The organism is Vibrio ouci (assembly GCF_004551525.1).
Classification (GTDB): Bacteria; Pseudomonadota; Gammaproteobacteria; order Enterobacterales; family Vibrionaceae; genus Vibrio; species Vibrio ouci.
Window position 1 is genome coordinate 207,763 of the sequence record NZ_SATR01000001.1, and the last position, 25,486, is coordinate 233,248.

Annotated in this window: 20 protein-coding genes; 10 read left to right on the forward strand and 10 right to left on the reverse strand. The window is 45.1% G+C overall.

Annotation, left to right across the window (positions count from 1 at the left end; genetic code table 11):
• Positions 1–172: 172 nt before the first annotated feature.
• The gene (locus tag ELS82_RS00890) at positions 173–1,180 is read left to right on the forward strand and encodes a lipid A deacylase LpxR family protein (RefSeq protein WP_134833791.1); all 1,008 of its coding nucleotides are present in this window, start codon (positions 173–175) and stop codon (positions 1,178–1,180) included.
• Here the strand turns inward: ELS82_RS00890 and ELS82_RS00895 are convergent.
• On the reverse strand, positions 1,177–3,057 hold the full coding sequence (locus ELS82_RS00895; RefSeq protein ID WP_134833792.1) for a methyl-accepting chemotaxis protein: 1,881 nt from the start codon (positions 3,055–3,057) through the stop codon (positions 1,177–1,179). The genes ELS82_RS00890 and ELS82_RS00895 overlap by 4 nt on opposite strands.
• 224 nt (positions 3,058–3,281) lie before the next feature.
• On the opposite strand from ELS82_RS00895, the gene pflA reads away from it, so the two are divergent.
• The 3 genes from pflA (at position 3,282) to ELS82_RS00910 (ending at position 5,379) form a co-directional block, all read left to right on the forward strand.
• Positions 3,282–4,022, forward strand: a complete 741-nt coding sequence (pflA, locus tag ELS82_RS00900) for a pyruvate formate lyase 1-activating protein (RefSeq protein ID WP_134833793.1) — start codon at positions 3,282–3,284, stop codon at positions 4,020–4,022.
• 66 nt (positions 4,023–4,088) lie between these two features.
• Positions 4,089–4,751: an energy-coupling factor ABC transporter permease gene (locus ELS82_RS00905; RefSeq protein ID WP_134833794.1), complete on the forward strand. Its 663-nt coding sequence runs from the start codon at positions 4,089–4,091 to the stop codon at positions 4,749–4,751.
• Positions 4,752–4,878: 127 nt separating this feature from the next.
• Entirely contained in the window at positions 4,879–5,379 is a 501-nt protein-coding gene (locus ELS82_RS00910; RefSeq protein WP_053438184.1) for a YfbU family protein, read from the forward strand.
• A gap of 75 nt (positions 5,380–5,454) precedes the next feature.
• Here ELS82_RS00910 and ELS82_RS00915 read toward each other — a convergent pair whose 3' ends face one another.
• On the reverse strand, positions 5,455–6,183 hold the full coding sequence (locus tag ELS82_RS00915; protein ID WP_370447425.1) for a MipA/OmpV family protein: 729 nt from the start codon (positions 6,181–6,183) through the stop codon (positions 5,455–5,457).
• A 415-nt stretch (positions 6,184–6,598) separates the two neighbouring features.
• Here ELS82_RS00915 and ELS82_RS00920 point away from each other — a divergent pair, with 415 nt between their 5' ends.
• From ELS82_RS00920 to ELS82_RS00930, 3 genes are all read left to right on the forward strand, one after another.
• Positions 6,599–8,533, forward strand: a complete 1,935-nt coding sequence (locus ELS82_RS00920; protein ID WP_053438185.1) for a PrkA family serine protein kinase — start codon at positions 6,599–6,601, stop codon at positions 8,531–8,533.
• A gap of 114 nt (positions 8,534–8,647) precedes the next feature.
• Positions 8,648–9,916, forward strand: coding sequence for a YeaH/YhbH family protein (locus ELS82_RS00925; RefSeq protein ID WP_134833796.1), 1,269 nt, complete (start codon positions 8,648–8,650; stop codon positions 9,914–9,916).
• Positions 9,917–9,925: 9 nt separating this feature from the next.
• The gene (locus ELS82_RS00930; RefSeq protein ID WP_134833797.1) at positions 9,926–11,464 is read left to right on the forward strand and encodes a SpoVR family protein; all 1,539 of its coding nucleotides are present in this window, start codon (positions 9,926–9,928) and stop codon (positions 11,462–11,464) included.
• 46 nt (positions 11,465–11,510) lie between these two features.
• On the opposite strand, the gene kdsB is transcribed toward ELS82_RS00930, so the two are convergent.
• The 5 genes from kdsB to ELS82_RS00955 are packed head-to-tail and all read right to left on the reverse strand — an operon-like array spanning position 11,511 to position 17,458.
• Positions 11,511–12,263, reverse strand: coding sequence for a 3-deoxy-manno-octulosonate cytidylyltransferase (gene kdsB / locus ELS82_RS00935; protein ID WP_134833798.1), 753 nt, complete (start codon positions 12,261–12,263; stop codon positions 11,511–11,513).
• Positions 12,263–12,442, reverse strand: a complete 180-nt coding sequence (locus tag ELS82_RS00940; RefSeq protein ID WP_053438189.1) for a Trm112 family protein — start codon at positions 12,440–12,442, stop codon at positions 12,263–12,265. Before ELS82_RS00940 ends, kdsB begins: the two co-directional genes overlap by 1 nt.
• Positions 12,423–13,433, reverse strand: a complete 1,011-nt coding sequence (gene lpxK / locus ELS82_RS00945) for a tetraacyldisaccharide 4'-kinase (protein WP_134833799.1) — start codon at positions 13,431–13,433, stop codon at positions 12,423–12,425. Before lpxK ends, ELS82_RS00940 begins: the two co-directional genes overlap by 20 nt.
• Before the next feature lie 2 nt (positions 13,434–13,435).
• A complete protein-coding gene (gene msbA, locus ELS82_RS00950) occupies positions 13,436–15,184 on the reverse strand; it encodes a lipid A ABC transporter ATP-binding protein/permease MsbA (RefSeq protein ID WP_134833800.1) in 1,749 nt (582 codons plus the stop codon).
• A gap of 33 nt (positions 15,185–15,217) precedes the next feature.
• Entirely contained in the window at positions 15,218–17,458 is a 2,241-nt protein-coding gene (locus ELS82_RS00955) for a DNA internalization-related competence protein ComEC/Rec2 (protein ID WP_134833801.1), read from the reverse strand.
• A gap of 8 nt (positions 17,459–17,466) precedes the next feature.
• On the opposite strand from ELS82_RS00955, the gene ELS82_RS00960 reads away from it, so the two are divergent.
• Complete coding sequence (locus tag ELS82_RS00960; protein ID WP_134833802.1) at positions 17,467–17,997, forward strand: DUF2062 domain-containing protein; 531 nt, start codon at positions 17,467–17,469, stop codon at positions 17,995–17,997.
• 109 nt (positions 17,998–18,106) lie between these two features.
• On the opposite strand, the gene lolE is transcribed toward ELS82_RS00960, so the two are convergent.
• Genes lolE through lolC form a run of 3 tightly spaced genes read right to left on the reverse strand, consistent with a single transcriptional unit; the run spans position 18,107 to position 21,239 of the window.
• Positions 18,107–19,351, reverse strand: a complete 1,245-nt coding sequence (gene lolE, locus ELS82_RS00965) for a lipoprotein-releasing ABC transporter permease subunit LolE (protein WP_134833803.1) — start codon at positions 19,349–19,351, stop codon at positions 18,107–18,109.
• Positions 19,352–20,038: a lipoprotein-releasing ABC transporter ATP-binding protein LolD gene (gene lolD, locus ELS82_RS00970; protein ID WP_134833804.1), complete on the reverse strand. Its 687-nt coding sequence runs from the start codon at positions 20,036–20,038 to the stop codon at positions 19,352–19,354.
• Complete coding sequence (lolC, locus tag ELS82_RS00975) at positions 20,031–21,239, reverse strand: lipoprotein-releasing ABC transporter permease subunit LolC (protein WP_167489174.1); 1,209 nt, start codon at positions 21,237–21,239, stop codon at positions 20,031–20,033. The genes lolD and lolC overlap by 8 nt, the downstream gene beginning before the upstream one ends.
• A 179-nt stretch (positions 21,240–21,418) precedes the next feature.
• Between lolC and ELS82_RS00980 the strand changes: the two genes are divergently transcribed.
• Positions 21,419–21,985 (forward strand): PilZ domain-containing protein, encoded by a 567-nt coding sequence (locus ELS82_RS00980; RefSeq protein WP_134833806.1) that lies wholly within the window; start codon positions 21,419–21,421, stop codon positions 21,983–21,985.
• A gap of 9 nt (positions 21,986–21,994) precedes the next feature.
• Positions 21,995–25,456, forward strand: a complete 3,462-nt coding sequence (gene mfd / locus ELS82_RS00985; protein WP_134833807.1) for a transcription-repair coupling factor — start codon at positions 21,995–21,997, stop codon at positions 25,454–25,456.
• Positions 25,457–25,486 lie beyond the last annotated feature (30 nt).

Consider the following 25,486-nt stretch of genomic DNA (forward strand, 5'->3'; position numbering starts at 1 on the left):
TTAAATGATTGACTAAAGCCCCGCAAACGCGGGGCTTTATTATTTCTACTTATCAAACTCTCCGCTTTCAGCGATTTCGCACACACTTCCCTTCAGATGGCCCATTTATTGCTACCATTTGTATCAATTTATCCTGTACTATCAGCTCAGTTATTTTGTGAAGCACAATCAAATGAAGTTAAACCACGCACTGCTGTTGCCACTTGTATTGGCCTCTACGGCATCTTTTGCCTCGGAAAAATCAACCATCCAATTTTCGCTTGATAATGATGGCGTTTTTGGCGTTGACCAAGACTATACCAATGGTATTTTTCTCTCCTATACCAGTGGAGCAATCACTCCTTACTCACTCTTTAGTCCATTGAGTCTTTCATATTGGGGTGGTGCGTCATTAGATAAGTTTGAGTTCACTTTAGGCCACAAGATGTATACGCCTTCGGATATCGAAGCGACCGAGCCAATGATCAATGATCGCCCTTATGCGGGTTACTTACATGGCGAGTTCAATTACATCAGTCTGCACCCTCAGCAAGCGCAGCGATTCAATCTAACGATAGGCACAACAGGTGAGAACTCTCTTTCAGAAGAGGCACAAAAGTTAGTCCATTCAATCACCAAGTCAGATGAGCCAAATGGCTGGGGCTATCAGATTGATAATGAGGTGGTTGGTAGTATTGGCTACTTAAGCCACTTCAACTTGATTCGTCAGCGTTCTGTTGCCAATACCGATTGGGAAGTATCAAACGTATCTGAGATTAATGTCGGAAACTTCCGCAGCGATGTATCCACTGGTTTGATGTTCCGTTGGGGTGCCGATCTAGGCGGTAGTATGGGCGCTGCTAACATCGACAACGAGAATCCGTTTAGAGCGGGCATGCTAGGCGCTTCACAAGGCGGTTGGTTCTTCTTCGCTGGTGCAGAAGCACGCTATCGCTTCAATGATATTACTATCGAAGGTGACCGCCCTGGTGTTGATGAATATGCGATTGCCAATGGCGAAGATCCTAGTATCTATGATGTTGAACTGGAAAATGTCCAAGCGACAGGCGTAACTGGCTTTGCTTGGTACAACCAAATGTTTGGTGCGACATTGACGGCAACCGTGAAAACGCCGGATTACAAAGACGCGCCTGAATCCGTATACGGCACAGGCGCTATCACTTTTTACGCTTTCTTCTAAATCGTAAATTTCTGGCAGTCTTGATTGAGGCTGCCAGCTCTCTGCTCTACCGCTCTACTGACACTCTTCAACTGCGCGTTATTCTCTTCAAGCTCTTTCATCGCCGAGGATATCTGTGTCATGTTATCTGCCATTGACTGACTAGTGGTCGCAAGCTCTTTAATTGAGGTAAAAATAACTTCTGTTTGATGCGATGCTTCACCTGCCTTTTCAGTGATCAATTTAAGTGCATCCATCGCTTCGTGACCTTTCTCTCGTCCTGCGGTCATTGAAGATTCAGACTGACCAATGTATTGGGTCACCTCTGCACTCTCTTTCTTCATGGTATCGATCGTTCCAGAAATCTCTGTAACGGCATCAACCGTTCGCACTGCTAGACTACGTACTTCATCGGCAACAACGGCAAAACCTCGCCCTTGCTCCCCTGCTCTCGCCGCTTCAATAGCCGCATTCAAAGCAAGTAAGTTAGTTTGTTCAGCAATTCCGTTAATGATCTCCATCACAGAGTCAACTTTTGACGACGCTTCTTCTAACTGTTTAATATGCCCTGCAGCGGAAGTCATGATCGCGCCGACCTCTTCTAAAGAGCCGATCGCGGAGCCAATCACCTTTGCCCCCTCTTCCGCTGCGTGAGTTGAAGAGCGGCTTATTTCTGCCACAAACTCTAGCGAATTAGAGACTTCTTGAGTGGTCACGCTCACCTCTTCGGTTGCAGAAGCCAGCAGTTGAGTTTGACCCAAGACTTCAGACTGGTGATGAGCCAACATATCTAACCCTTGGTTGAGCTCTGCTGCATTGCCCGAAAGTTCTTGGCTGCTTGACTGTACGCCCGATACCAATTCACCTAAATTTTCACAACTTTGGTTAATGCTTGTTGCGAGCTGATTGAATTCATCATTCGGATTTTTTGCCGTTGTCATACGCTGAGAAAGATCCCCCAGCGACAAGCTATGAAGAACTTCCTTGGTACGATTTAAAGAACGGGACATCGATGCACTCTGCATACCAGAGATTGAAATGGTAAACACGGCTAATACCACACAGGCGACCATGATCGACCACATAGTCTGGGTCGAGGCTTTTTCTGCAACTTGTTGATAGTTTTCACTAATCCCCCCTAAATCAGAGGTGATATTACCAATCAGTTGGGTCATTTGATTCTTAGACACTTCAAGTTGCTGCTCTACAACACCTAACTGCTGCGAGAGCTCAGCAACCCGAGTGAACGTCTGTTTATATTGCTCAATTTCCTTTTCATATAACTCAAGCATGGCATACACATTAGACATGCTCTCGAAACTGCCCATCGCACGATTAAATAGCTTTAAGTTGTCTTCGGTCGGTTGCAGCAAATAGTTTTGTTGCGACTTGACCATGGCTTGGAAGTCCGAATTGAGCGTAACCATGCCGGTTTCAATGATCTTTTGTTCAATCACTGTCGCGAGCTGTTTTAGCTGACCAAGTTTGCCTTCATCAATATTAAAGCCCATCTCTTGCTTTAACGTTAGCCAAGGCATAACCGAACTACGAAAGTTCATGACACTTTCATTGAGACTCTGAGCTTGCTGGTTTAAACCAACTTTAGTGAGAAACTGAGAGTCTTGTTCAATCGCTTTTACTACGTCCTCGATAACGTTTTTCGTTTCCGCGACACGTGATCCCGTCATTGTATCGAGCTCTCCGCCTAAAGTAAGAATCTCACTTTGGGTTTGATAAATAGACAAGGAGCCTTTAGCAATATCACCACTACTGTGATACTGATCTTTCATGTGTGACAATCGACTAGAAGTGAATGTGGCGAGGGAAACAAATCCTATCGTCAAAATAATCAAAAACAGCGTCACCTTTTGTTTTTGAGAGAGCGCAAGCATATCCATAAAAAGTTCCTTTGCATCAATCAGATGTAAAAAACCTTGCCATACTGTTGTGAATCATTGTTATTGTTTTTTATATCAATGAAACAATTTTATAACATAAATTTTAGCAAATATGCGCATTTTTTCTTAATTCGGCTTTTCTCGTTGAGAACACTGAGAAAACCTATTTTGTCCCCACAATTTGTAATAAAATAACGCACAAATAACTAATACGAGATGAGCTCATGTCAACTACTGGTCGTATTCATTCTTTTGAGTCGTGTGGAACCGTAGACGGTCCTGGTATCCGTTTTATTGTCTTTTTGCAAGGCTGCCTAATGCGTTGTAAGTATTGCCACAACCGTGACACTTGGGACACGCACGATGGCAAAGAAGTTACCGTTGAAGAGATCATCAATGAAGCGAAATCGTACCGCCATTTCATGAATGCCTCAGGTGGTGGTGTGACATGTTCTGGTGGCGAAGCCATGCTTCAACCTGAATTTGTCCGTGACTTCTTCCGCGCTGCACGCAACGAAGGTATTCACACTTGTCTAGACACCAACGGCTACATTCGTAAACACACTGATGTGGTAGACGAAGTTCTCGAAGAGACCGATCTAGTGATGCTAGACCTCAAGCATATGAAAGATGAGATCCATCATGACTTTATTGGTGTTTCTAACAAGCGTACGCTCGACTTTGCCCGCTACTTACAAAAGATTGGCCAGAAAACGTGGATTCGTTACGTTGTGGTTCCGGGTTACACAGACGATCCAGAAGCCGCGCATATGCTTGGTGAGTTCATTAAAGATATGGACAACATTGAGAAAGTAGAATTGCTTCCATATCACAAGCTAGGTGCTCATAAATGGGAAGCATTAGGCCTTGAATATCCATTAGAGGGTACCAATCCTCCTTCAAAAGAAGTCATGGACTCAATCGTATCAATTCTTGAGCAGTATCACTCTAACGTAAAATACTGATACCAAGTTCGCCAAGATTCGTAAAAAATACCAGCCTACTCAGGTTGGTATTTTTTTGAGGTTTACGTGGCACTAAATGAGCTCTGCGCTCTTCTGATTATATTATGTGTAATTCCCCTAGCTTGGCGTGATGCGCGTGACGTGTTGCTGCCCAAGCTCAAACAAGAGCGTTCATTTCAGCATATTACCTTCGGAGTTGCCTTCGCTCTATTTGTGCTTTGGTCTGCGGACGCTGGGGTAAAAGAAGGGCTATCGATTCACTTTTTAGCGATTACTGCCTTAACACTGATGTATGGGTGGCGCAGCGCGTTCACTCTATCTATTGTTATCTATTTTTTGATCGCACTTTCTGGTGAGATTACCTTCTTCCAGCTACCCGAGCACATACTCTTCTCAGCGTTAATTCCTATTACCATCAGCTACTGTGTCTTCTTGCTGAGTTATCATTATCTTCCGCGTAACATATTTGTCTTTATCTTTGTCGCGGGGTTCTTAAATGGTGGTCTTACCGGAAGTTTGCACTTGGTTATTAATGCTGGCTATTTATTGGCTATCACTGATTATGACTGGCAAACCATATTCGATAACTACCTCATATTTACCCCACTGCTCGCCTTTCCTGAAGGTCTATTAAATGGCATGACTCTCGCCATGCTGTGCGTTTTTAAACCTGAGTTGCTTAGAGTCTTTTCCGACCGAGACTATATCTACAACCACTACCATAAATAGCGGAAAAAATTCTCACTGATTCTTTGTACTTTTCATATTAAATATGTGTTGAGATCATGTTTCACCCCCCAAGGAAAAGATAACCTAAGCACATTAAAAATGTATTAGATTATTTAGTGAGGCCACCATGGAAATGACAAACGCTCAACGTTTGATCCTATCAAATCAATATTACCTAATGTCGCAAATGAACCCAGAAAATGCGGCAAAATACCAACGTCTACAAACCATCGTAGAGCGTGGCTATGAACTTCAAATGAGCGAGTTAAACAAAGACTTTGGCTGCTTAGTAGAAGCGGAATGTCGTGAAGTGATTGATATCATGGAAATGTACCATGCGATGCAAGAATCAAATAACATGCTTAGTGAAGGTGAGCAAAAAGACGTTGATCAACGCCGCCTAATCTTCCTTGGGTTTGACATCGCAGCTGAAGCTCAACTGGTTAACTATGTTCGCTTCCTAACAGGCTCTGAAGGTCTGTACCCTCAATTCGACAAAGGTGAGCACCACTTTAACGCACAAATGCCAATGCTGGATAAGTACCGTCGCATGCTGACGACATGGAAAAACTGTCCTCGTCAGTACCATTTGTGTGCCAATGAATTAAAGCAAATTTTCAACGCTTAAGATTCCCGAAGATCGAAAAAGGGGTAGCTTCGTTAGCTACCCCTTTTTAATACAATACATTCAAAGAGCTATACGTTAGAAAACGTATGCAACACCAATATTAGCCGCAGTATGAACACCACTTTCGATCAGTGGGCTTGCTTCAATATCCCCTTCAAGGTTGGTGTAGCGGATACCTCCAGTAAGACGAATACTAGGCGTTAAGTGCATATAAGCTGACGCACCTAGGAAGAACTGACCATCCCAATCCGCGTCGAACTCCAAACTAGGGTCACCTGCTCTAGCCGCTTCCTCTGCAGTAATGCCGTACAAATGATTATTTAATCTTTCGCTATTGTATGCGTAACCCATCGAAGGTGTGATTCCCCAACCATTTCTTCTGATTGGCAAGCGCCACGCAGCTTCTGCATATATACCATTGTGAGTTCGCCCTAAGTCACTGCCAGCGGTCGCTTCGAACATCCCGACTAAGGTAATCAATTGATAACTAACACCGCCCAGAATTGTCGATTTACGCTCATCCATCTGCTGAATCGCGAAGTTATCCGAATCTTCAGGCTTTAAAGTCCGTGGATCGTAAACAGCACGAAAAACAATATTTTGTGGCGAACCAACCGGGAATAAACGATAGCCCGCGCTAAAGCCTCTGAGGAAAAGATGCTCACCTTCATAGCCAATCACTGGAATCACGGTCTTGTTTGAAGGCGTATCTTTATATACCGCAGGAGAATAGGACGCAGCGACACCTAGTGACCACTGAGATATTTTCGCATTCACTAGTGGTGCTGTTAGTACAGAAGCCATCAGTACGCTTTTCAGAACAAAAGATTTCAACATAATTCCTATCGACATTATTAGTATTACAAATAGACGGCTGCAATTATATGGAACGACATTCCAAAACTCAATGGTCAATTTGTGTTCTTATCGCGTATCTAAGTCTTTCCCAATGGATACTTACTAGGATTAGGCAGTAACGCAAATGCAACAAATGTCATGAAAAAACGAATTCAATCCTAAGGTTTAATTTGGCAAGCAAATACCAAATTCCCTGCGGTTAACCAATTAGTGGTCGGATATGTAGTGTTTCGTCACACATTGCAATTAAACACATATTTTTTAAGCAGAATTCTAAAAACCAACTAGGCTTAAATAAGAAAGGATTAGCTTTTCTATGCGGGTTTATTGTCAGTTTGACAGGTTCAGAGGGGAATTCATTATGAGTATTTTCGACCATTTCCAAGCACGCTACGAAGCCTCAAAGGATGAGGAACTATCCCTACAGGACTTCCTTGGTTTATGTAAAGATGACAAAAGTGCATACGCCAATGCAGCAGAACGATTATTGATGGCCATCGGTGAGCCAGAGGTCATTGATACTGCACAGGATCCACAATTAAGTCGTATTTTCTCCAATCGCGTGATTTCTCGTTACGACACATTCAAAGACTTCTATGGTATGGAAGATGCGATCGAGCAGATCGTTTCATACTTAAAACACGCCGCTCAAGGCTTAGAAGAACGTAAACAAATCCTCTACCTCTTAGGCCCCGTGGGTGGTGGTAAATCTTCTTTAGCTGAAAAACTCAAAGCGCTCATGCAGCAAGTACCAATATACGTACTATCTGCTAACGGTGAGCGTAGCCCTGTCAACGATCATCCTTTCTGTCTATTTGATGTCAGCGAAGACGGTGACTTGTTGAAACAAGAGTATGGTATTGAAAAACGCTATTTACGTTCAATCATGTCCCCTTGGGCTGCAAAACGATTACACGAATTTGGCGGTGATATTTCCAAGTTCAAAGTTGTTAAGGTGCGCCCTTCAATTCTTGACCAATTGGCTATCGCTAAAACAGAGCCAGGTGACGAAAACAACCAAGATATCTCATCATTGGTCGGTAAAGTCGACATTCGTCAATTAGAGCACTACTCACAAGATGACCCTGATGCTTACAGCTACTCTGGTGCATTGTGTCGTGCTAACCAAGGCTTGATGGAGTTCGTAGAGATGTTTAAAGCACCGATTAAAGTGCTGCACCCACTACTGACTGCAACCCAAGAAGGTAACTATAACGGTACGGAAGGGCTATCCGCACTACCGTTTGACGGAATGATCCTTGCTCACTCTAACGAATCAGAATGGCAAACCTTCCGTAACAATAAGAACAATGAGGCGTTCCTTGACCGTGTCTACATTGTTAAAGTGCCATACTGTCTCCGCGTAGCGGAAGAAGTGAAGATCTACCAAAAGCTGCTTGATCACTCTGAACTATCAAAGGCACCTTGCTCGCCAAGCACGCTCGAGTTGCTCTCTCAGTTCAGTATTCTTTCTCGTCTGAAAGAGCCAGAAAACTCATCGATTTTCTCTAAAATGCGCGTCTACGATGGCGAAACATTAAAAGATACCGACCCGAAAGCGAAGAGCTATCAAGAGTACCGCGACTTTGCTGGTGTTGATGAGGGTATGTCAGGTCTGTCTACTCGTTTTGCGTTTAAGATCCTATCTCGGGTATTTAACTTTGACCAAACCGAAGTCGCTGCGAACCCAGTGCATTTATTCTATGTCATCGAGCAACAAATCGAGCGCGAACAGTTCCCACAAGAAACCGCAGAGAAGTACCTAGAGTTCCTTAAAGGTTATCTAGTACCTCGCTACGTAGAATTTATTGGTAAAGAAATTCAGACCGCTTACTTAGAGTCTTACTCTGAATACGGGCAAAACATCTTTGACCGCTACGTCACTTATGCTGACTTCTGGATTCAGGATCAAGAATATCGTGACCCTGAAACCGGCCAACTGTTTGATCGCTCAGCGCTCAACAATGAACTAGAAAAAATCGAAAAAACGGCGGGAATTAGCAACCCGAAAGACTTCCGTAACGAGATCGTTAACTTCGTACTCCGTGCACGAGCTAACAATAATGGCACCAACCCAGTTTGGACCAGTTACGAGAAACTCCGCACCGTGATTGAGAAGAAAATGTTCTCAAATACTGAAGAGTTGCTACCTGTTATCTCATTTAACACTAAAACCTCTTCTGAAGATCAGAAGAAACACGACGATTTTGTCGCACGCATGATGGAAAAAGGCTACACCGAGAAACAAGTTCGCCTACTTTCGGAATGGTATCTACGCGTACGTAAATCCTCGTAATAGCAGTGTTTTAGCCCATGACTAACCTACCAGAGTTAATCGCTCTGGTAGGAGACAGGATGCAAGAATGGCCTGCCCCTTTGTGTGGGGCATGTATGAGATAAGGGGTGACTCATGGCGCAATTTATTGACCGACGACTTAACGGCAAAAATAAGAGTGCTGTAAACCGCCAGCGCTTTTTACGCCGCCATAAAGAACAGATCAAAGAATCTGTTGCTGACGCGGTGAATCGCCGTTCAATAACCAATACTGAGACGGGCGAAGATGTCTCTATTCCTCATAAAGACATAAAAGAGCCCGTGTTTCACCAAGGTAAAGGTGGGCTTAAAGAGCGTGTTCACCCAGGTAACGACCAATTTATCACTGGTGACAAAATTGAACGCCCTAAAGGGGGAGGTCAAGGTGGTTCAGGTGAAGGTGATGCCAGTGCCGATGGCGAAGGCCAAGATGATTTCGTGTTTCAGATCTCCAAAGATGAATACCTAGATATTCTGTTTGAAGACCTAGAACTGCCTAATTTAGAAAAGAATCAAATTAACAAAATCACTGAATGGAAAACGCACCGAGCCGGTTACCAAACAGCTGGTGTGCCTGCCAATATCGCCATCGTCAAATCACTACAGCAATCTTTAGCGCGCCGCACAGCGATGACAGCAGGCAAAAAGCGCATGCTTCGTGAACTCGAAGAGGAGCTCGACCAAGTAAAAATGAGCGAACCTGCGCAAATGTTAGAAGAGAAACGCTTACATGACGAGATCAAAAGTTTACGCAGAAAAATAAATAGCGTGCCGTTCATCGATACCTTCGATTTACGCTTTAAAAACTATGAACGCCGCCCTATCCCATCCAGCCAGGCTGTGATGTTCTGTTTAATGGATGTCTCTGGCTCAATGGACCAAGCAACGAAAGACATCGCCAAGCGTTTCTACGTCTTACTTTATCTATTCCTGACGCGAACCTATGAAAATGTCGAAGTGGTTTTCATACGCCACCACACTCAAGCAAAAGAGGTCGACGAGCACGAATTTTTCTATTCACAAGAAACCGGGGGAACCATTGTTTCAAGTGCACTTAAGCTAATGAATGAGATCGTCGCTGATCGCTACCCTGTCGGTGAATGGAACATATACGCGGCACAAGCATCAGATGGCGATAACTGGGCCGATGACTCTCCTCGCTGTCGAGAGCTATTAACCAAGCATCTACTGCCAAATTGTCAGTACTATTCGTACATAGAGATCACTCGTCGTTCTCACCAAACCTTATGGCATGAGTATGAAAAGCTAGAGAGTGGATTTCCCAACTTCGCGATGAAAAACATTCGCAGTGTTGAAGATATCTTCCCTGTATTCAGAGAGCTTTTCAAAAAGGAAACCGCTTAGGGGGCCGATATGACAACAAAAACCAAAAAGCCAACCAAATCCAAAGCACTACCTGACGGACCAGATTGGACATTCGATCTGCTAGAGCGCTACCACGTTGAAATCAAACGAGTCGCTGAACATTATAAATTGGACGCTTACCCCAACCAGATAGAAGTCATCACGTCTGAACAAATGATGGACGCCTATTCAAGTATTGGTATGCCAATTAACTACAACCACTGGTCATTTGGTAAGAAATTTATTCAAACTGAACAGGGCTACAAACACGGTCAGATGGGCCTAGCGTATGAGATTGTGATCAACTCTGACCCATGTATCGCTTACTTAATGGAAGAGAACACCGTCACTATGCAAGCGTTGGTAATGGCACACGCTTGCTATGGTCATAATTCCTTCTTTAAGGGTAATTACCTATTCCAAACATGGACAGACGCTAGTTCCATTATTGACTATCTATTGTTTGCCAAGAACTACATCGCTGAATGCGAACAAAAATATGGCGTCCAAGAAGTCGAAAACTTACTCGACTCTTGCCACGCTTTAATGAATTTTGGTGTCGACCGCTACAAGCGACCAGAGAAAATCTCAATTGCAGAAGAGAAATCGAGACAAGAAGAGCGTGAGGCTTACTTACAGTCACAGGTAAATGACCTATGGCGAACCGTTCCGAAATCTAAAGTTGAACCGGAAAATCAAAAGGTGCGCTTTCCATCCGAGCCGCAAGAAAACATTCTCTATTTCATCGAAAAACATGCCCCATTACTTGAGTCATGGCAACGTGAAATCGTGCGTATCGTACGTAAAATTAGCCAATACTTTTATCCGCAAAAACAGACTCAGGTAATGAACGAAGGTTGGGCGACCTATTGGCACTACACCATTCTTAACCACTTATATGACGAAGGGCTAGTCACCGACCGGTTTATTCTTGAGTTTCTACACAGCCACACAGGCGTCGTCGCACAACCTGCTTATAACAGCCCTTATTTTAGCGGTATTAACCCTTATGCTTTGGGCTTTGCAATGTTCCGCGATATCAGACGTATCTGCGAGGAGCCTACCGATGAAGACAGAGAATGGTTCCCTGACCTTGCAGGCACTGACTGGCTAGAAGCGGTGCATTTTGCGATGAAAAACTTCAAAGATGAGAGCTTCATCAGCCAATACTTGTCTCCGAAGTTAATGCGTGATTTTAAGCTGTTTGCCATCGTCGATGATGATCGAAAAAATTATATCGAAGTCAGTGCAATTCATGATGAGAGTGGCTATCGAGCGATTAGAGAAAAGTTAGCGGCGCAGTACAATTTAAGTAATCTAGAACCGAACATTCAGGTGTTCAATGTCGATGTCCGCGGCGACCGCTCGCTAACCCTGCAATATGTTCCTCATGATCGTATTCCACTCGATGATAGCTACGATGAGGTATTGAAGCACCTATATCGTTTATGGGGTTTTGATGTCATTCTAGAGGAGGTCAAGGAGACCGGAAGACGGGAAATCTTAACCACTTGCCCCAAACGCGGCGATTATGACGCGAAGATTTAACCCGATAGCTAAACAAAAAAGGCCCTCAGAGGGCCTTTTTATTCATTTATCGCTTAGCGATGATACTACGAACGACCTCTAAGTCTTCCGGTGTATCAACACCAGCGGCTGGTGCCTGTTTCGCAACTTCAACATGGATCTTTTCACCATACCAAAGTACACGCAACTGCTCTAAACACTCAATTTTCTCAAGCGCCGTCGGCTCCCAGTTAATATAAGTGTTAATAAAGCCTGCACGATAAGCGTAGATACCAATATGACGCATTAATGGCTGAGCAATCTTTTTATCTTGCTGGGCGAAGTTGTCTCGATCCCAAGGGATAGTTGCACGGCTGAAATACATCGCATAGCCATCTTTATCGGTAAGTACTTTAACCGCATTTGGATTAAACACTTCCGCTTCATCACTAATTTCTACCGCCAATGTAGCCATTGGTGCTTGGCTATTTGCCAAGTTTTCAGCGACTTGAGTAATGATTGACGGTGGAATTAACGGCTCATCGCCTTGGACATTAACGATAATATGATCATCAGCAATGGCCATTTTCTCAACAACTTCAGCTAGTCGCTCGGTACCTGATTCGTGATCAGGTGAAGTCATACAAACTTGACCGCCAAACGCTTTAACGGCTTGTTCTACACGATTGTCATCCGTCGCGATGATTACTTGGTCAGCTCCTGCTTGAATGGCTTGCTCGTAAACCCATTGAATCATTGGTTTACCACCAATATCCGCAAGAGGTTTACCCGGCAGTCGAGTCGACTGGTAACGCGCAGGAATAACAACAGTGAATGACATTATCTACCCTCGTCCATGCTGATCTTGCGAGCTTCTGGCTCTAACAATACAGGGATACCTTCTTTAATCGGATAAGCTAAACGATCTAACTTACAAACTAGCTCCTGCTTGTCCTTATCAAAGGTTAGCTTTCCTTTACATACCGGACAGGCAACAATCTCAAGTAGACGGTGATCCATACTTTTCCTTAACCTCTTTAATCTTATCTAAAATACGCACTTCATCAGTAGCACTAAACTCGGCATTCACCGGTAGATACCACCAATTCTCTTTGGCGTAATGTGCGCATTTTACTGCGTCTTTTTCAGTCATAATTAGGTGCTTACCTTGTGCGGCTAACGCATCTAACTGTGACGGTTCAAAATCTTTATGGTCAGCGAAACCTTGTGCAACCACGGGCGTCGCACCAAGCTGAGTCAGAGTATTGAAGAATCTAGGTGGGTGACCAATACCAGCCATCGCAACCAATCCCTCTTTTAGTTCTGTCACTGCTTGTCGTTCACCAGTCAATAAGTTCACTGCATGTGTCGGGACTAATGACATACTGGCTTCATTACCCAGCGCTTGTCCGCCATTGGTAATCAGCAAGTCCACTTCAGATAAGCGGTCAACCTGCTCTCTCAATGGCCCAAGCGGAATTAAGCACTCATTACCAAATCGACGTTTGCCATCAATCACCACAATCTCAATATCTCGCTCCAGCGCGTAATGCTGAAGGCCGTCATCGGTGATAATAATATCCACATCCTGCTTCAGCAGCGCCTTAACGGCATCACTGCGAACAGGTGAGACTGATACTGGAGCGCCAGTGCGCTTATAAATCAGTTTAGGCTCATCGCCGCAATGCTTTGGCGAAGTCTCGGCTTCAACTATTAATGGGTAACAAGGCGCTTTGGCACCGTAGCCACGTGATACGACACCTGGTTTATAGCCGAGCTGTTGCAGTTTCTCGACCAACCAAATCACCACAGGCGTTTTACCATTGCCACCCGCGGTAATATTACCGACTACGATGACTGGTACTGGCGGGCGATATGACGTTTTCTTGCCTGTTTGATATTGGCGGCGACGGTTTCTGCTCACCCATCCAAACAAAACACTAAGTGGCCATAAGAATGGCCACAGTAAATATTTGATTGGGTGGTTTTCAAACCAAATTTTCTCAATCAAGACTAAGCACCAAATTGAATTCGATGCAGCTGAGCATAGGCGCCATCTTGCTTGATTAGCTCCGCATGATTGCCGCGCTCAACGATTTCACCGTCATCCACAACCAAAATTTCATCGGCATTTTCAATCGTCGATAATCGGTGTGCGATAACCAGTACCGTCTTGTCTTTCTGCAACTCATCCAATGCAGCTTGAATCGCTTTCTCTGATTCAGTATCAAGAGCCGACGTCGCTTCATCTAGAATCAGCACAGGCGCATCACGCAATAGTGCACGCGCAATGGCGATACGTTGACGTTGACCACCAGATAGGCTGGCGCCGTTTTCGCCAATCACGGTATCTAACCCATCATCCATATTATCAACAAAGTCCATTGCATGAGCTAAGCGCGCTGCATGTTCAATCTGTTCACGACTAAACTGCTCTGTCGCAGCATAAGCGATGTTGTTGGCAATGGTATCGTTAAATAAGTGGACGTTTTGCGAAACAAGTGCGAAATGCGTACGCAAGTTACCTAGTGTGTAATCTCTTACGTCAGCATCATCTAAACAAATTGAGCCGGAATCGACATCGTAGAAACGGGTAAACAGGTTTGCAATGGTACTCTTACCTGAGCCTGAACGGCCAACAAGGGCGACGGTTTTACCTTGCGGAATATTAAAGCTGATATCACTTAATGCAGGTTTTTCTTTGCCTTCGTAAGTGAACGTCACGTTCTTAACCGCGATCTCACCACGAACTTTGTCAGATTCTAGCTTGCCGTTGTCTTGCTCTGTTTCCAGATCCATCAGTGCAAACAGCGTTTGGCTCGCCGCCATACCACGTTGGAAGTCAGAAGTAACATTGGTTAGGGCTTTAAGCGGGCGCATCAAACCAAACATTGCTGAGAATACAACCGTGAAAGTACCTGGAGTTAGCTCAGCGCGGATAGAGTCAACGCTGGCTAAAAATAGCACTGCCACTAGTGCAATCGAAGCAATCACCTGAATCACTGGGTTAGCGATAGCTTGAGCCGCGACTAACTTCATTGATTGCTGACGCATTTGATTGCTCACGCTATCAAAACGTTCACGTTCCACATTCTGACCGCCGTAGCTCAAGACGACTTTATGCCCTTTCAGCATTTGCTCCGCTGATGACGTCACATGACCCATCGCTTCTTGCATATTCTTAGAGATCTTACGGAATCGCTTAGAAACAACACTGATACCCCAAGCTACTAGCGGTGCAATAACGAATAGCACAATAGACAACTGCCAGCTGTTCCAGAACATCAACACCAACAGGCCGATAATACTTGCACCTTCACGTACAATACTCACTAACGCGCGACTTGTCGCGCCAGCCACTTGTTCAGAATCGTAAGTAATTCGAGAAAGAAGGCCACCAGCAGACTCTTTATCAAAATAAGAGACCGGCATATGCATAAACTGGTTAAAGATAGCTCGTCTCATCTGCATAACAACGTTGCCAGATACCCAGCTTAAGCAGTAGGTTGAGACAAATCCGCTCAGTCCGCGGACAATCATCATACCGAAAATGATGATAGGAAGAACTCGAAGAAAGTTGGATTCAGCATTACCAAAACCTTCATCTAAAAGCGGCTTTAGTAGTGAAACCATGTAAGTGTCAGCAATCGCGTTAACAATCAGTGCAACAACTGCAACCGCCAGACCTGCTTTGTATAAACGGATATAAGTCCACAGGCGCTTGAACGTTTGCCAAGTCGTTTCGTCTTGATTCAATGACATAGAAGTGCTTATTTTTCTTTTACAATATTGCGGCTATTCTACTCCCTTACGCAGCATATGCCTATACCAACTCCCGCCTTTGATATCTCGTAGTCGCACCACTTTGAAACTATCTGAATAAAACTTCACCGTTATTTGCCCTGAGCTGCCCGTGTCGGCCCACTCCGCACCTTGATTTCGGTATCGCTCGACCACCTCTGGATTAGGTAAATCCCATCGACCACCTTTCGCTGTAGAGGCGATCGCCAGTGACGGGCTCACCTGTTCAACAAACTTCGCGATAGAAGAGGTTCTACTACCATGATGAGGAACAATAACAACGTCAGAATCAAGCTTGTCTTCATCGCGAATTAACATCCATTCAGCAATATTTTCTATATCTCCAGTGAGTAACACTTTATGTGGGGCGAACTGATGGGTGACGCTCACGACACAAGAGTGCGGGTTATAAGCCCTAGTTACCTGTTTCATCGGCCATAGCACTTCTAGCGTAAAATCATACCAAGTAAAGCGTTGCCCTTTGACACACCCTACTCCGCCTACATCGACTTGGCTGGTGATGATAGATTCAGGCTGCCACCTATCGACCAACCACTGCCAGCCACCAGCATGATCGTTGTCCATATGACTGAGTAACAAATAGTCGACTTTGTTTGCTCCCGATTTAATTAGGTAGGGAGAAATGATTTGCTCAGCAATACTCGACGTTCCCCACGCAGCCCCAGTGTCATAGAGCATAACGCGCTTGTTTTGTCTTATCGCAACGGCTAATCCATGGCCAACATCAAATACGCTCATCTCCCATAGTGGTAGCTTCTGCCATCGAGTATCACAAACAACAAATACAACTAACAGCGCCGCGCTCCCATAACGGTTGAAAACTTGGTAAACCAGCAGCACGACAACCAATACACCTAACCATTTAACTTCAAAATATGACAGGTCGAGCCAGCCCCACCGCGCATAATCTATTGCCCATGTGACGGGAGTTAAACTAAAGTCCGCTATTGACCATAGCGCCTCTGTATTGATATTGAGATAGCTAACACTGAAAGCACAAAAGAGTAACGGGACTACAATCAGGGTAAACCAAGGCACAAATATCAGGTTATAAACAAAGGCACTGACACTCACGCCATGAAAAAGAAGCGCCGTTACTGGAAGCATAAGCAATACAATCAAGGCCTGAAGCTTAATAGCCTTCAGCCATGTCGACTGTAACCTTTTAGTGACTGAGAGAAATAAGAAAACAAACCCAACGGCGGACATTGATAACCATAAGCTGCTACTGACAACCCAAAAAGGCTCAATGGCAAGCAGTATGGAAAGAACCAATAGCCACTTATAACGATAAGAAAGGTGACCGGAAAACTGTTGTACTAGGCACAAGACAATGCACATTAACATCGCGCGCTGCGTAGGAATCGAAAAACCTGCCAGCCACGCGTAACCTATCGAAAATGCCAACCCACATAACATCGGGGCGTAAGTCATCGTCCAGTGAGCTCTTAGAAAACCTCTTCCCAAGAACCACCCAATTCCAAACGCAATGCCAATATGCAAACCAGAAATAGCAATCAGATGACTTAATCCGCTCTGTTGTAACTTTCTCCATCGCTCCACACTCAGTTCATCTCGTACACCGAACATCAAAGCGAGTAATAGGTCCCGATTTTCTAACTGTTCCGTATGGCGATTAAATTTTTCTAGTGCCGATCCTCTTATCGAACCTGTACTGACTAGATAAAAACTCTCACGATTTTTGATGGTGCCATGACCTACTACAGAACGTGATAAAGCGTAGGTTTCAGCGTCAAAACCGACTTCATTAAGTAAACCTGTGATTGGTTTGAGTGATACTTTAGCCGCTACGGTATCACCTAGTTGAAATAATAGCGGGGCTTTAAGCGTGATCTTAGGTTGTAGAAAAGTGCTCAAGGATTGGCCATTGATTGATCTAACTATAACTCTGCCTTGAAAGCCTCGGTTTATTGGTTTAAAAAGGCTGTCAACGTCAGCGATTATGGTAATATCCTGACCTGCTTTAAAAAGTTTTTCTGTTTGCTGTTGCAGCAAGTTGCCATGCATAAATATGACAATGCACGCGAATGCTGCTCCAACACAATATCTCACTTGCCTATACTTGATGGATACGGCTATCAAGATGCAAGGAATGATTAGATATTTCCAATCGGGCATGATTGGCCAATATGGGCTAGTGACGATCAACAACGAAAACGAAATCAGCGACCAATAATTTAAGTAGAGAGTCATATTTCCTTATGCCAAGAAAATTCATCCAACGCTTTATGCCTGACCACGAAGTGATTAAGCGTCAAAAGGCACTAAAGATTTTTGGCAACGTGCTTTATAACCCAAACTTGTGGTGCCTTAACCGACGCTCAGCAGCGGGTGCTTTCGCCGTAGGCCTATTCATGGCTTTTGTTCCACTGCCTAGCCAGATGATCATGTCCGCAGGGCTTGCAATTGCCTGTGGGGTTAACTTGCCGCTATCTGTTGCCCTAGTGTGGGTGAGTAACCCTGTGACCATGCCTGTCCTGTTCTATTTCGCCTACAAAGTGGGAGCTTGGGCAATGAATGTCCCGCCGCAGCATTTCCACTTTGAGCTATCTTGGGAATTTATCCTGCATCAGATGAGTGCTATTGGGCCTCCATTCCTATTGGGATGCTTAATCTGCGGCGTAGTATCGGCAATGCTTGGTTACTTTGGAATAAAAGCTCTGTGGCGTTATTCCGTTGTGCGTAGCTGGCAAAAACGTCAGATCAGAATAAGAGGCCTACTGAAGAAGTAAAATGGCGATGGTGTTGTCACAGCGAAAATAACGCATTGATGAAACAACACTGTAAGACAGAAATGAAAAAAGGACCTGACGGTCCTTTTTTTGTATTTATAAGCCAGTGTTATTTAGAACTTAACACCGCTGCTGGGTTGAGCTTACTCGCGCGAGAAGCTGGATACCAGGTTGCCAACAAGCTAAGCACGATGGCTGTGATTGAAACCACCGCGACATCTAATGGCTCAATTTGCGACGGTAAAAAATCGACAAAGTAGATATCACCGGATAAAAACTTATGACCTATCAGGTTTTCTAGAGCAGAAATCATTGGGGTCAAATTAAGCGCAACAAGCACGCCGATGACACTGCCGACAATACTACCGAAAGCACCAGAGAAAACGCCTTGCCAAACAAAGATACGCTTAACAAGACCATCACTTGCCCCCATCGTACGCAGAATGGCGATCTCAGCTGCGCGATCTTTTACCGCCATCATCAGCGTAGAAACGATATTAAAGCTCGCAACACCAATCACCAGTACCATCACCAAATACATAATGGTTCGCACTAGCTGAATATCACGATAAAGGAAGCCATACTTCTGCTGCCAACTGCGCAAGTAGACATACACACTTAGGGTATTGCCTGCTTCCCTTACAATCTGTGTTGCTTCTAATACGTCCGTGACTTTAACTGCTACACCACTTACCCCTTGCCCTAACTTGGCATAGCTCTGCGCATCAGCCAGAGGAATCAAGGCTAAGTTATGATCAATCTGCCCATTCAATGTTAATAGGCCCTCAACTTTGACTCGTACACGCTTAGGCGCTTGAACTTTTGTTGTCGCACCACCAGTGGGAATCATCAGCGTCAGGTAATCACCTTTTTTTACGCCAAGCAAGTCAGCAACACCCTTACCTAAAATGGCTTGCTGCTCACCTGGCTTAAAGGATGCCCATACACTTGGGTCAATAAAGTCACTTAAACTCGATACGCGCCCTTCTTGCTCAGGGTCTATGCCTCTAACTTCAATCGCTTTAAGTTGCGCGCCTTTTTCAGCCAATGCCGTGAGCTTAACGTATGGGGCAGCCGCTTCGATTTTAGGGTGTTTTTCCGCTTGAGTAACAACCTGTTGCCACTCAACAAGCGGCCCTCTTACGCCTTCGAACTCGCCGTGTGATATGACTGACAGCACTCGATTATTCAATTCGCGCTCAAAGCCATTCATCGCAGATAAACCAATGATGATCACCGCGACACCCACGGCAATCCCAATCGTTGACGACATCGAGATAAACGACACCATCTTGTTACGTTGCTTACCGCGGCTAAAACGGCGAGCAATAAAGTGAGATAGTGAAGAGAACACTTATGCCTCCTCAATATTCAGCAGTAAACCATCTTGCATGTGCAGTTGACGGTCCATTTTCGACGCCAACTCACCATCGTGCGTAACGACAAGAAAAGCCGTTTGCGATTCTTGGTTTAGTTCACGCATCAGATCATAAATCGCCAGTGCTGTCTTATGGTCTAAATTACCTGTCGGCTCATCGGCCAGTACCAGTGCCGGGTTATTCACCAACGCACGCGCGATAGCGACACGCTGACGTTCACCACCAGACAGTTCAGATGGGCGATGGTCCAAACGATGAGTCAGGCCTACTTTATCAAGCAGTGCCTTTGCAGCCTGTTTCGCTGCCGCGACTTTGGTACCACCAATCAGAAGCGGCATCGCCACGTTTTCGACTGCACTAAAGTCAGATAACAAATGGTGAAACTGATAAACGAAGCCTAAATGCTGATTGCGTAATTTTGCCTGCTTGTTTGAACTCAATTTAGATAAGTCTTGATCGAGAAACGTCACATGCCCTTCTGTTGCTTCATCAAGTGCGCCCAAAATATGCAGTAACGTACTCTTACCTGAGCCAGAGCTACCAATAATTGAGGCCAGCTCAGCACGCTGAAGTCCAAAACTCACACCCTTTAATACTTGAGTATCAAATGCACCCTCTCGATACGTTTTACAAACGTTATGACACTGTAGAAGGTTACTCATATCTCAAAGCCTCGGCTGGTTTTACAGAAGATGCGCGGTAAGACGGGAATAGCGTTGCAATCAGGCTCAGCGCAATCGCCATAACCACAACAATCGTAATTTGGATTGGGTTAATCAACACGGGCAGTTCTCCGCCAACAGAAAACAGCGCCACACCAGCTGCTTCTAAAATCGCATTTAGATTACTTGCTAGTGCTACACCAAGAGCTCCACCAATAACAGCGCCTATAACCCCGCTGCTAGCACCTTGCACCATGAAAATAGCCAACACTTGTCTGTCACTCATACCTTGGGTTTTCAAGATAGCGACTTCCGACTGTTTTTCCATCACCACCATTATCAGGGCTGAGATAATATTGAAAGCTGCAACGCCAATGATCAGACCCAACATAAGACCCATCATGTTCTTTTCCATTCGCACCGCTTGAAACAGTTCACCACGTTGGTCACGCCAATCTTGCCATTGCCAACCCTGAGGTAAAGGTTGCTCACTTAAATCAGCCACTACAAATGGATCATTAAAGAACAGACGCCAACCTGTCATGGTATCCGGCTTCAATCGCATCAGTTTTCCAGCGTCTTGAATGTGCGTCAGCATTAACTGTCCATCAACATCCGAGCCCGTATTGTAGATGCCCGCAACAGTAAATAATCGCTGACTTGGTATACGGCCAAGAGGAGTAAACTGACTCGCACTGGTCACCATCAATCGGACTTTATCACCAATAGAGACATCTAAAGAACGCGCCAAGGTGTGACCAATAAAAATCTGGTATTTGCCCGCTTGTAGATTCTCTAACCTACCCGCAATGAGATGCTGTTCAATAGGGTCATGTTCAGACGGCTTAATGCCAATCAGTAGACCTGCGCTTAATTGACTTGCGCTTTGCAATACCGCTTCGCTTTGAACAATCGGTTCAGGATGCGCGGCATCAGACAGTTGGCGAATAAACTCAGGGGCTTGTTCTAAGCGCTCCGTCTTACCATCGGTTTGAGACACAATCGCCTGTGGCAGAACGCCTAAGATTCGGCCTTTAAGCTGAGCTTCAAAGCCATTCATGACGGACAAAACCGTAACTAAAGACATCACACCGATCGTGATACCCGCTGTCGACATATAAGAGACAAAGCGACTAAACCTATCACCGGATCGCCCTCTTAAGTAGCGCAACCCGATAAAGGTAGAGACTGGATGAAACATAGTAGAAACCAAAGTTAGAGTCTTAAGACCTAATTAATGAGGTTACTCTACCGATTAAATTGCCTTGGGTGTAGTGTTTAATTGCCAATTAGTCGTTAAATTATGTAATAAACAAAGGGATACCTTGATTCCTTGTCAGGTATAACGATAATCAAAACTATATAAAGAAGGAATCGAGCATGTCAGACCAAGAATTTTTCACCGTGAACCACACGATGACGGTGAATGTTGAGCCATTAGCGGAAGGTGAACACTTTCCAAGCTACGACAATTTTGAAGGTGAAATCCCTGCGCCGTTCATCGTCGCAAGTGAATTTAGCCACTTAGACATGCTTAATGATAGTGCGCGCGCCGAGCTGAAAAACAACGATTTCAAACACGTAATCCAACTGCTTGATACGCAAAACTCTAAGCTCAACCTACTGCTAACATTTATGCTTTCGCAGCAAGATGACCCATCACTGCGCCACCAAACTCATTCGTTTGGTGCAAGCCAATTCAGTTACTACAGCCAGCACGCTATCGATATTGAGACAAAAGTTCGAGTTAAACTGTTTTTAGAGCACCCTGCGGCAGCCATTTATTGCTATGGACACATTGCCCACATCGAAGACCAAAGCGATAAAAAGCTAATTACGGTTAAATACGATTTGCTCAGAGATCTCGACCAAGACCTACTTATCAAAGCCGCTCTTTTCCAGCAACAAAAGTTATTACGTCAGCGTTCGCTTAACCGCGAGAAATAATCAAATACTATGCCTAACACATCTTTATTTAATCTCGCCGGTGCCCAAGGTGCTGGAGACAAGAAACAGATCGGAAACCTGCATGGGTCAAGCTTAGCTATCGCTATTTCAGAGCTTGCTGCAAACCATGGTGCACACACTCTACTCGCAGTTCCCGACCCTCAAACAGCCTTAAAGCTATTACAGGAAATCGAACAGTTCACCACTCAAGAAGTATCACTGTTTCCTGATTGGGAAACGCTGCCTTACGACAGTTTCTCTCCACACCAAGAGATTATCTCAGACCGTATTTCACGTCTGTATCAACTGCCGACTCAAACCAGTGGCATTACTATCGTTCCAGTGGGCACGCTACTTCAGCGTCAATCCCCGCGTGACTACTTAATGCAGCATACGCTGATGGTCAAAGTCGGCGATCTTTTCTCGCTGGAGAAACTGCGCATTCAACTCGAAAAGTCGGGCTATCGCCATGTTGACCAAGTATTTGGCCCCGGTGAGTATGCAAGTCGCGGCTCCATTCTTGATTTGTTCCCAATGGGCTCGAAAGACCCGTTCCGTATTGATTTCTTCGATGACGAGATTGATACCATCCGCACGTTTGACCCTGAGAACCAACGTTCAATCGAGGATACGAAAGAAATACGACTGCTTCCTGCACACGAATTCCCTACCTCCGAAAGTGCAATTGAAGACTTCCGTATCCGCTGGCGTCAACGCTTTGAAGCTCGCAGAGAGCCAGAATCAGTTTACATGCAAGTTTCAAAGGGCACATGGCCAGCGGGTATTGAATACTGGCAGCCGCTGTTTTTTGAACAAACAGAAACCTTATTTGATTACATTCCTGAAGACAGCCAGTTGCTGACGGTTGGCAATATCGAAGAGTCGACCGATACCTTCTTAACGGATGTCGATTACCGCTACGACCAACGTAAGGTCGATCCTTTACGTCCGCTGTTACCGCCAGAAGAACTATGGCTAAAGAAGGACCAGCTATTTAGCCACTTTAAACAGCTACCTCAGGTGCAGCTGTTTGTTGAACCGGTAACCGAAAAACAAGGTCGCAGTAACCCTGACTTATCGCCGCTACCTGATTTGGCCGTCCAGCATCAAAACAAAGAGCCGATGGCAGCACTGCGCCAGTTCAGTGAATCATTCCCTGGCAAAATTGTCTTTTCGGTAGAATCTGAAGGGCGCCGTGAAGCGCTTCTTGAACTACTGCAAAGAATCAAATTGCGCCCAGAAGAATTTGGCTGTTTGGATCAAGCCTTAAATAGCGCCAATAAGTTTAGCCTCGTGCTCGGTGCAGCAGAACATGGTTTTATCTTTGGCAGCGATCAAGTCGCCTTTATCTGTGAAAGCGATATCCTTGGTGACCGCGTCATCCAGCGCAGACGCAAAGATCGCAAAGCAACCAATAGCGATGCGGTTATTCGCAACCTTGCCGAACTTCAGCCAGGTCAGCCTGTGGTGCATATCGACCACGGCATTGGGCGCTATACTGGCCTGCAAACGCTAGAAGCAGGCGGCATGATCACAGAATACGTGACGCTTGAGTATCAAAATGAAGCCAAACTGTATGTACCTGTTGCGTCTTTAAACCTTATCAGCCGTTACTCTGGCGGCGCTGAAGATGGCGCTCCGATCCATAAACTTGGCGGTGAAGCTTGGGCTAAAGCGCGCCGTAAAGCGGCGGAAAAAGTGCGAGATGTCGCGGCAGAGCTGCTTGACGTGTATGCCAAACGAGAGCTCAAACCTGGTTACAAGTTTGAGTTGGATCGTGGCCAATACGCAACATTCAAAGCGGGCTTCCCATTCGAAGAAACTGATGATCAATCGATGGCGATCAACGCTGTTATGTCGGATATGTGCCAAGCGAAAGCAATGGATCGTCTGGTATGTGGTGATGTGGGCTTTGGTAAAACCGAAGTGGCAATGCGCGCTGCGTTTGTTGCCACCGACAACGGTAAGCAAGTTGCTGTGTTAGTACCGACAACCCTGCTTGCCCAACAACACTTTGAAAACTTCCGTGATAGATTCGCTAACTTACCTATCCGAGTCGAAGTACTCTCACGCTTTAAAACCGCCAAAGAACAAAAGCAAGTCTTACAAGATATCGAAGAAGGTAAAGTCGACTTAGTCGTTGGCACCCATAAGCTACTGTCGAATGACATCAAGTTTAAAGATTTAGGCCTACTGATTGTCGATGAAGAACACCGCTTCGGAGTTCGTCAAAAAGAGAAGATGAAAGCCATGCGCGCCGACGTCGATATCTTAACTTTAACCGCAACGCCTATTCCTAGAACCTTGAATATGGCGATGAGTGGTATGCGAGACTTATCGATTATTGCAACGCCACCAGCAAGACGCTTAGCCATTAAGACCTTTGTTCGCCAGAGTGATGACGCTGTAGTTCGCGAAGCGGTATTGCGTGAAATCATGCGTGGTGGTCAGGTCTACTTCCTGCACAACCAAGTTGATACCATCGAAAAAGTCGCGGCGGATCTGGAAAAGCTCGTGCCTGAAGCACGAGTTACGGTTGCCCATGGTCAGATGCGCGAGCGTGAGCTTGAGCGCATCATGAACGATTTCTACCACCAGCGATTTAACCTACTGGTTTGTACCACGATTATTGAAACGGGTATCGATGTTCCAACCGCTAACACCATCATCATGGATCGCGCAGATAACTTAGGCCTGGCGCAGTTGCACCAACTTCGTGGCCGCGTGGGTCGTTCACACCACCAAGCATACGCTTACTTGATGACTCCGCATCCTAAGGCTATGACTAAAGATGCGATTAAACGTCTCGATGCGATCGCTTCATTAGAGGACTTAGGCGCGGGCTTTACCTTGGCAACCCATGATTTAGAGATTCGTGGTGCGGGTGAATTGTTGGGTGACGAACAAAGTGGTCAGATTCAATCGGTCGGCTTTACTCTATATATGGAAATGTTAGAGCAAGCAGTAGAAGCACTGAAAGAGGGTAAAGAGCCTTCACTGGATGAGCTACTGCGTGACCAAACCGAAGTCGAGATGCGTCTACCTGCTCTATTACCTGATGACTATATCCCAGATATCAATACGCGCTTATCTATGTATAAACAGATTGCTAGCGTCAGCAGTGAACAAGAGCTGGGTGAGCTGAAGATTGAGCTGATTGACCGATTTGGCTTGTTACCTGACGCCACGAAGAATTTGCTTTCCGTCGCTCAGTTAAAATTAGAAGCCGCTGCACTGAAAGTGAAAAAGATTGAAGCGCATGACAAGGGTGGCTTTATCGAATTCTATCCAGATGCTGACATTAACCCTATGTATTTGGTTAAACTATTGCAATCTCAGCCACAAAAATTCGCAATGGATGGACCAACTAAGTTCAAGTTTACGATACCATTGGTTGATAGACGCAAACGCATACAATTTGTTAATGACATACTGGGCGAGTTCCAGCAAAATCTATTACCAAAAGCCTGATTGTTCAAAATATTTAATTTGAGGCACCAA